Genomic DNA, 8,701 nt, shown 5'->3' on the forward strand with positions numbered 1-8,701 from the left:
GACTGGGGTAGCGACGAATCCATCAATAAGATCCTGTATGTGTTGAAAAAGCATCATGTCAAGGCAACCTTCTTCGTCTTGACCGAAAACGTGGACAAAAATCCCAACTTGCTGCGGGCAATCGCGGCTGATGGTCATGAAATCGCCAGCCACTCCAACTCGCACTGGCCCCTGGCGGCTAGCCAAAAGGGCAGCTACCGCAATTTGACGGCTAAGGAGACCGCGGCCATGCGCGAAGACCTGGCTCAGTCTTACCAGAAACTGAACAAGTATGTCGGTAACGTCCAGGTTGCTGGGAAAAAGGCCCTGTCCCTGGACTTCCGGCCGCCAACTCTGGAAGTTTCCAAAAAGGGCCTGGAGGCGGTCTTTGACGTGGGCTTCCAGTACGCGGTTTCCGGCGACGTTTCAACCAATGACTATGAGCAGACCAGCTTCCAGAAGTACTTGCATGACCTGAAATACGGGTCGGGCAAGGATGACAATGACTACCAGGTGACAAACGGCAGCGTGATCGTCATGCACATGCTGGAAAATGCCAAGTATACCGCCCAGGTTTTGGACATCATGATTCCCATCTGGAAAAAAGCGGGCTACAGCTTTGCCCGGGTTGACCAGTATACGGCAGCTTATTCCCGGCAAAGAGCGAAGGAAAGCAATTAGAGAAAAGAGAGGGACTTGGAATAATGAAGATTTTTGACAAACTGACCAAAGGACAGGGCAAGCTCTGCGTGGTGGGCCTGGGTTACGTCGGCCTGCCGCTGGCGGTGGAATTTGCCAAAAAAGTGCCGGTGATCGGCTTTGACATTAATGAGGATAAGCTTATGGCTTACCGGAAGGGGGCAGACCCGACCCATTCAATGGGCGACGTCAGCCAAAGCGGGATCGACTTTACCAGCGATGAAAAGCGGATCAAAGAAGCCGATTTTGTGATCATCGCGGTCCCAACCCCGGTTTACGAGGACAATGAGCCCGACCTCCGTCCTTTAAAGGGGGCCAGTCAAGCAGTTGGCCGAAATTTGCAAAAAGGAGCAGTCGTTGTTTATGAATCAACTGTGTATCCGGGCATGACGGAAGACTTTTGCGGGCCGATTTTGGAAAAAGCCAGCGGCATGAAAATTTGTCAAGATTTTAAAATCGCCTATTCGCCGGAAAGAATCAACCCTGGTGACCGCCAGCACCACCTGACCAATATCAAAAAGATCGTTTCCGGCATGGACCAGGAGACCTGCCAAACGGTCAAGGAAGTCTATGACCTGGTCATCGAAGAGACGGTGCCGGTTTCCTCAATTAAGGCAGCGGAAGCTATCAAGGTGACGGAAAACAGCCAAAGAGATGTCAATATTGCCTTTATGAATGAATGCACGGCGATTTTTGACAAATTGGGCCTGGATACCCAGGAAGTCCTCAAGGGGATGAACAGCAAGTGGAATGCCCTGGGCTTTCAGCCGGGCCTGGTCGGCGGCCACTGCATTGGGGTGGACCCCTACTATTTGATCCAGCAGGCAGAAAGATATAATGCCGATGCCAGTCTCCTGCGGATGAGCCGGGAGATCAACAACCGGGTGGCGGGCTTTTTGGTCGAAAAAACCATCAAATTGCTGGCCTTGACTGGCCGGCCGGTCAAGGGAGCCCGGGTTGGCCTTCTGGGGATCACTTTTAAAGAAAACGTAGCTGACGCCAGAAACAGTAAGGCAGCTGATATCGTCAAGGGCTTGGAAGAATACGGAGTCCAGGTTTTGGTGGCAGATCCGCATGCAAGTCCCCGGGACATCAAGCAAAAGTATGGGATCGATTTGACGGATATGAGCGAGATGAAGGATTTGGACGGTCTGGTCATTGCCGTGGCTCATGACGAGTTTAAAAAGCTGGATCTGAATAGTTTTTACAAAAAAGAGCTGGCAAATAAGGACCGGGTCCTGGTTGACGTCAAGGGCCTGTATCCTGCTGAAGAAGAAGAGGCGCTGGGGCTGACTTACTGGCGCCTGTAAGGAATTGGGGTGAGCAAGATGGCTAAGGGCCAAGAAAAAGAGGAGGAAGTCCTCTTAAAAGAAAAAAGCGACCGGCGTCTATTGCCGCACGTTCCTGACCCCCTGGGCCAGCGGACCAATCTTGACCGCCGGGGCAAGTATACTAATGATGAAGACTTGACGACCCTGATAAAAGAACATGCCTTAGGGGTCCGCTATATCAGCCGTTTCCCAGTTAAAGTCAAGGCGGAGAGCAAGGGCCGGCCTTTTAAGGTGACCGGGGAGTGCCGGGATATTTCGGATACGGGGATGCTTCTGGCGGTAGAAGACGACTATGACCTCTTAAAAGAGGCGAAAAACGTCCACCTCAACTTCAAGGTCCCGGCCGGCAGCATGCCGGAAGGCCACGAAATGCGCTTTAGGATCAGCGGGCAAGTCGTCCGCGGCGTCGACTCCAGCCAGGCAGTGGGGATTGAATTTTCCCAGACCCTGCCCAGCTACATGGACCGGCATAAGGACCGCTATTTATTGCTTTGCGCGGCAATCCTCCTGGCTTTTGTCAGCCTTTGCGTGGTTTTGATGCGGGCAGAATCAGTCATCTACTTCAAATACAACGCGATCTTGTACAGCTATTCCTTGATCGCGGCTGCTTTTTTGCTGACTCGTTACCTTTTTGGCAGCCTCTACCGGCCGGTCCCGATCAATCCCGACTTTACCCCCTCGGTGACGATCGTGATTCCTTGTTTTAATGAAGAAAAATGGATTCAGCGGACGATTTTGTCCTGCCTGGACCAGGCCTATCCGGTCGACAAGCTGAAGGTCTATGTCGTTGACGACTGTTCAAGTGACCAGTCAGTGGCTAAAATTCATGAGCTGCTAGAGAGGCTGAACGACAAGGAAGGGGACCGTTACCGGGTAAATGACCGGGTGAAGCTTTTCGTCCAGGAGAAAAACGCTGGCAAAAGGGCGGCCCTGGTCCGGGGGGTGGAGCAGACTGACACTGACCTGGTCATGTTTGTCGACTCTGACTCCTTTTTAGAACCAGATGCCGTCCGCAATATAGTCCAGCCCTTTCAGGACCCGAAGATGGGCGGCTGCGCGGGCAGATGTGACGTGGCTAATACTTACACCAATGCCTTGACCGAAATGCAGTCGGTCCGCTACTACATTGCCTTCCGGATCATGAAGGCAGCTGAAGGAGTCTTTGACTCGGTAACCTGCTTGAGTGGTCCTTTGTCCTGCTACCGGCGCGAACTCGTGATGAAGTACAAGGACCGCTGGATCAACCAGCGCTTCTTGGGCCACAAGGCTACTTTTGGCGATGACCGGGCCATGACCAACTTTATTCTTAACCACCACCGCTGCTGCTACCAGGATACGGCTGTCTGCTCGACGATCGTTCCCCGCGAGCACCGGGTCTTTTTAAAGCAGCAGATGCGCTGGAAGCGGTCCTGGCTGAGAGAATCTTTGATGGCCGGCCGTTTTATGTGGCGCAAGGAGCCTTACGCGGCCATCAACTTCTATATTGGCTTGATCGTGCCGATCATGGCCCCGGTCGTGGTGGTTTATAACTTGATTTACGTGCCATTGACCCAGCATATTTTCCCGCGGACATTTTTGGTCGGCCTTCTATTGATGAGCTTGATGATGTCTTTTGCCCAGCTCTTCTTGAGAAAGAGCACGACCTGGACCTTTGGCTTCCTCTTCTGCATTTATTACGAGCTGGTCTTGCTCTGGCAGATGCCGATTGCCTGGGTTACCTTCTGGAAGTCGACTTGGGGGACCCGGCAGACGCCAAGTGATGTGGCGGCTGAGAAGAAAAAGGACCAGCGGAAGCTAAAACGGCAAGCGAAGATGGAGGGTGGTGCAAATGAAAAAGAATAAGCGCCGGCCCTGGCTGCAGACCAAGAAGGATGTGGTCAAATTAGTCAGATCAATTTTGGAATGGATCAGCTTGATTGTTTTAGCGGTCATGGTGGTCAAGGCCCTTTTCGTTTTCAAAAGCTACCAGCCCTATAGCAAAAATGATCCTGAAGTTGTTGACGGGCAGGACCATGGCTTTATTTCCCTGGCCTACTTTGGGGTTGACCGGGAAGGCAGCGACAGCTTGATTTCCTTAAAAAGACTGGAAGAAGAGCTGACAGCTTTAAAGCGGCTGGGATATGTGACAATCAGCCAAAAAGACGTGGAAGACTATTATTACCGGGGCAAGCCCCTGCCTAAAAAAGCCCTTTTTCTCTTGTTTGAAGACGGGAGAAAGGATACGGTTCTTTTTACGGAAAAATTGCTGGAAAAATTGAACTACAAGGCGACGATTTTAACCTACGCGGAAAAGTTTCAGCGTGATGACCAGAAATTCATCTCCGCCAAGGACTTGCAGAAGCTGCAAAAAGAAGGCTTCTGGGAACTGGGGACCAACGGCTACCGCCTGTCTTATATCAACTGTTATGACCGCTATCACCGTTTTTTGGGCCAGCTGGACTCAAGGGAGTTTGTCGAGATCAACCAGTATATCGGCCGGAATTACAACCACTATCTGATGGACTATATCAGAGACAAGGACGGGATGCCGGTAGAGACAACCAAAGAGATGCGTAAGCGGATCAAGCGTGACTACCAGCTGATGGACCGGATTTATAAAGAGCAGGTGGGAGAAGTGCCGGATCTTTACTGCATCATGCACTCCAATACCAGCCGCTACGGGGATAACGCCAATGTTTCAAGCGCCAACGCGGCCAGTCTGGAAAAAATGTTCAAGCTGAACGTCAACCGGGAAGGCTTTTCCTATAATACCCGGAAGTCCTCGCCCTATGACCTGACGCGTCTTGAGCCCCAAGCCTGGTGGTATACCAACCACCTTTTGATGCGGATTAAAGACGACCTGCCAGCCAAAGAGCAGAAGCGGATCAAGTTCGTCAAGGGCAGCCAGCGCCGCTATAAGAAGTGGCAGCTTGTCAAGGGAGCGGCGGAATTCAAGCAGAATTTGATTGCCTTGACTTCAGAATCGGAAAGCAACGGTCTTTTGACTTTGAAAAAGGCAAAAATTGGTGACTGCAAGCTGAACTGCGAATTTTTGGGCAACAAGATCGGTCAGCAGACGGTCTATTTGAAAACCCAGGGGACAGCTTCAGGCAAGCACAATTTTTCCAGCTACCTGTCACTGTCTTTAGAAAACAATATTCTCTACCTGCGGCAAAAGCAGGACGGGGAAATCAAGACCCTGTACAAGGTTGACATGTTCAAGCTGGAGGATGATAAACCGGTTTCCGTGCCCGAAGACAAGCGGGCAGCTTTAAGCTCAGAACTGAATGTCCGCGGCCGCTTTGCCCAAAACAGCACCACGGCTTCTTTATACAAGCTCAAGGCTTTTAAAAAGAAGCGGCAGAAGGCCAAGAGCGTTAAAGAGGGGGCGAAAGAGTACGTGCCGGAAATCCAGATCCAGGATCCAGGTGACGTCAAAGCTGAACTGATTGTTAAGGGGAGCAGCCTGACTTTAACGGTTAATGGCAAAAAGCTCTGCCAGCGGCAGATCAAGGCGCAGGCAGCCGGCGGGGTAGCTTTGGAAAGTGCTTTTGGTGGCTTTGGCCAAAGCCAGCGCAACATCGCGGATGATGTTTATGACGGGGCCTTCAAGGACCTTGTCATCACCAGCCCGGACGGGGAAAAGGTCTATTACGACAACCGCCTGCACGGCTGGGAACTGGTCTCAGATAAGTGGAATCTCTTCTGGAATAAGGTGGTTGACTGGTTCATTGTCAATTTGTAAGAAAAAGCTCAATCCTGCATAACTGCAAGGATTGAGCTTTTTTCTTTTGTGGCTTCTACTCGCCGCTATTCCCGTAAAGAATATTTCTGACTAGAGAAATATTTGATTTATATCAAAAAAGCGTTTACATAAGTCGAAGAAAAGAATATAATGATTTACAGGAATTAAGTGCTTTCATGCAAAAGAATAAGAGGTAACATAATGTACAAGGAATCATTTGCCGCAGCTGCGGGCGCGGCACAAAAGAAATTTAACCTGCTCAAGAATAATCCAGCTGGCTATGTCCTACTTTCCGTTTTGGCAGGGATGTACATCGGCTTTGGGATCCTGCTGGCTTTTACGGTTGGGGGACAATTAGGGACAAGCCCCTTTGCCAACTTGATCAAGGGGTTGATCTTCGGGGTTGCCTTGAGTCTGGTGGTAATTCCCGGGGCTGAGCTTTTTACTGGCAACAACTTTGTAATGAGTGCCGGTCTGCTGGAAAAGAAGGTCAAGCTGAGCCAGGCGGCTCTCTTGTGGCTGCTTTGCTGGCTGGGCAACCTGCTGGGGGCTGGCATCTTGGCTTGGATGTTTGTCAAGTCTGGCTTGGATTTGCCAGTTACGGCAACTGTCTTTACCAAGGCGGCAGCCGCTAAAATGGCAGCGCCAGCTGGCCAGCTTTTCTTGCGGGGTATTCTCTGTAACATCTTGGTCTGCCTGGCTGTTTGGTCAGGTTTCCAGACCAAGAGCGACTCAGCTAAGCTGATCATGATCTTCTGGTGCCTTTTAGCCTTCTTTTCAACTGGCTTTGAACACAGCGTGGCCAATATGACGACTTTCATCGTTGCCTTGCTGGCTCCAGTGCAAGGGGCAGGCGCCATTTCAGCTGGCGGCATGTTCTACAACCTGCTCTGGGTAACCCTGGGCAACATGGTTGGCGGTATCGTCTTCGTGGCCTTGCCATACTGGCTGGCTGCCAAGGACAAGCAATAATAACTGAAAACTCCTTTTACAAAAACAAGTCCTGCTTGATGAACTCAAACAGGACTTGTTTTGGTGTATTACAGATGACTAAAATTTTAGAAAATCTAGGGAAGGAATTTTTAATACATGCTGATCAGCAGCTGCTTGATTTCAGCCATGCTTGGCTGGCGCGGGTTCTGTACCGTGCACTGGTCATCGTAGACCCGGTCGATCATGGCTGGCAAGGCAGCGTCGAAGGCTTCCTTGCTGACCCCGTTGGCTGACAGGGAGGGCTGAATGTCGCAGGCCTTCATCAGTTCCCGGATCCGCTTGCAAAGAGAATCAACCAGTTCAGCGTCATTCTTGCCTGGCAGGCCTAAGCTGCGGGCGATATCAGCGTAGTCTTTTTGGGCCCGGTAAACTTCATATCTTGGGTATGGGGTCCGCTTGACATTGCCGCTGGCTCCGTTGAACTTGATGACCGGCAGCATGGAAATCGAGATGCAGAGGCCATGCGGGAAACCAAAGGCCCCGCCCAGCTTGTGGGCGATAGAGTGGTTAAGGCCTAAGAAGGCGTTGGCAAAAGCCATCCCGGCTAAGGTTGCTGCGTAGTGCATGTTTTCCCGGGCTTTTTCGCCTTCATAAGTCGGGTGCTTTGGATCATACTTGTAAGAAGCTTCCAGGTTGTTCATGATCAGCTGGATGGCTTTGAGCGACCATGGCCGGGTGAAGTCGCTGGCGGCAACAGAGACGTAGCTTTCCAAAGAGTGGGAGAGGCAGTCAAAGCCGGAGAAAGCCACGGTATGCTTTGGCACGGTCATGACAAAGGCCGGGTCAACGATGGCGACTTGCGGGGTCAGTTCGTAGTCAGTCAGCGGGTACTTGACATGCTGCTTGTCGTCGGTAATGACGGCATATGGGGTGACTTCTGATCCGGTCCCTGAAGTGGTTGGGATGCAGATCAAGCTGGTCCGGGTCTCATGCTTGAACTTGACGATCCGCTTTCTGATGTCGACGAATTTTTGCTGCAGTTCCTTAAAGAGCTCGCTCACATTGTCATAGTTGTCCAGCCAGCCTTCTTCTTGGTCCAGGCTGTATTCGTAGATGTAGCGGGCAATCTTGGAGACGTCCAGGGCACTGCCGCCGCCGATGGCGATAATGGTGTCGGGCTCAAACTTCTTCATCTGCTTGGCAATCTTGATCGCTTGACTCAGCGGCGGGTCAGGCAATACTTCACTGTAGATTGCCGTGTCGACGTGATTATCTCTTAAGGCTAATTGCTCATATATCTTGTCAACGAAGTGGAACTTGACCATGCCTGGGTCTGCGACGATAAAGGCCCGGTTGATTTCCTGCTCATTTTCATCTGAGAGGTAGGTAATGGAGTCTTTTTCGTAAAAAATCTTCTCTGGCAGGCGGATCCATTGCGGCCGGTTGCGCCGCTTGGCAATGGTCTTGATGTTCAAAAGGTCGCTGGTTGACAGGTTGTGAGACAGGGAGTTCTTCCCCCACGACCCAGTCCCCAAGGTCAAGCTCGGCCGCAGGGCATCAGTGTAAATGTCACCGATCCCGCCTAAGGCATCTGGCTGGTTAACCAGGACTCTGGAAGCTTGGACTGCCTTGCCGTATTCATCGATGAATGGGTCGTCTTGGGAGCCAATTTGAATGGCTGCATTGTGGCCGGCACCTTGGTAGTCGAGCAGGGCTTTGACGATTTTGATCCCGTCTTCCCGGTCCTTGGCTTTGTAAACTGACAGAAGCGGGGAGAGCTTTTCGGATGAAAGCTTTTCGCCAATGTTCTTTGGATCCAGTTCAAAGAGGATGACATCCTTGCCTTCAGGCAGGGTGATGCCGGCGTGTTCGCAGATCCAGCGGGCGCTCATCCCGGCAACCGGACCATTGACCCCATGCTTGTCATTGAAGACGAAGTCGGCCAGCTTTTGGTAGTCCTTCTTTGGAAGCAGGTAGGCACCTTTGTCCTGCATCATTTGCAGCCACTTATCGTAGATTGGTGCTTCAACTACGG

Annotated in this window: 6 protein-coding genes; 5 read left to right on the forward strand and 1 reads right to left on the reverse strand. The window is 51.4% G+C overall.

Going from position 1 to position 8,701, the window contains the following annotated elements; translation table 11 throughout:
* The 5 genes from ACI32D_RS04810 to ACI32D_RS04830 form a co-directional block, all read left to right on the forward strand.
* Positions 1 to 660: polysaccharide deacetylase family protein (locus tag ACI32D_RS04810; protein ID WP_439775491.1), on the forward strand; the 660-nt coding region annotated here is incomplete at its 5' end.
* 23 nt (positions 661 to 683) lie between these two features.
* On the forward strand, positions 684 to 1,988 hold the full coding sequence (locus tag ACI32D_RS04815) for a nucleotide sugar dehydrogenase (protein WP_439775492.1): 1,305 nt from the start codon (positions 684 to 686) through the stop codon (positions 1,986 to 1,988).
* 18 nt (positions 1,989 to 2,006) lie between these two features.
* Positions 2,007 to 3,851 (forward strand): glycosyltransferase, encoded by a 1,845-nt coding sequence (locus ACI32D_RS04820; RefSeq protein WP_439775493.1) that lies wholly within the window; start codon positions 2,007 to 2,009, stop codon positions 3,849 to 3,851.
* The gene (locus ACI32D_RS04825; RefSeq protein WP_439775494.1) at positions 3,838 to 5,733 is read left to right on the forward strand and encodes a hypothetical protein; all 1,896 of its coding nucleotides are present in this window, start codon (positions 3,838 to 3,840) and stop codon (positions 5,731 to 5,733) included. The genes ACI32D_RS04820 and ACI32D_RS04825 overlap by 14 nt, the downstream gene beginning before the upstream one ends.
* 201 nt (positions 5,734 to 5,934) lie before the next feature.
* Positions 5,935 to 6,705: a formate/nitrite transporter family protein gene (locus tag ACI32D_RS04830; protein WP_439775495.1), complete on the forward strand. Its 771-nt coding sequence runs from the start codon at positions 5,935 to 5,937 to the stop codon at positions 6,703 to 6,705.
* A 110-nt stretch (positions 6,706 to 6,815) separates the two neighbouring features.
* On the opposite strand, the gene ACI32D_RS04835 is transcribed toward ACI32D_RS04830, so the two are convergent.
* Positions 6,816 to 8,701 (reverse strand): iron-containing alcohol dehydrogenase (locus tag ACI32D_RS04835; RefSeq protein WP_439775496.1); only part of this gene is annotated, 1,886 nt, incomplete at its 5' end.

This window comes from Lactobacillus sp. (assembly GCF_051873315.1).
GTDB lineage: Bacteria > Bacillota > Bacilli > Lactobacillales > Lactobacillaceae > Lactobacillus.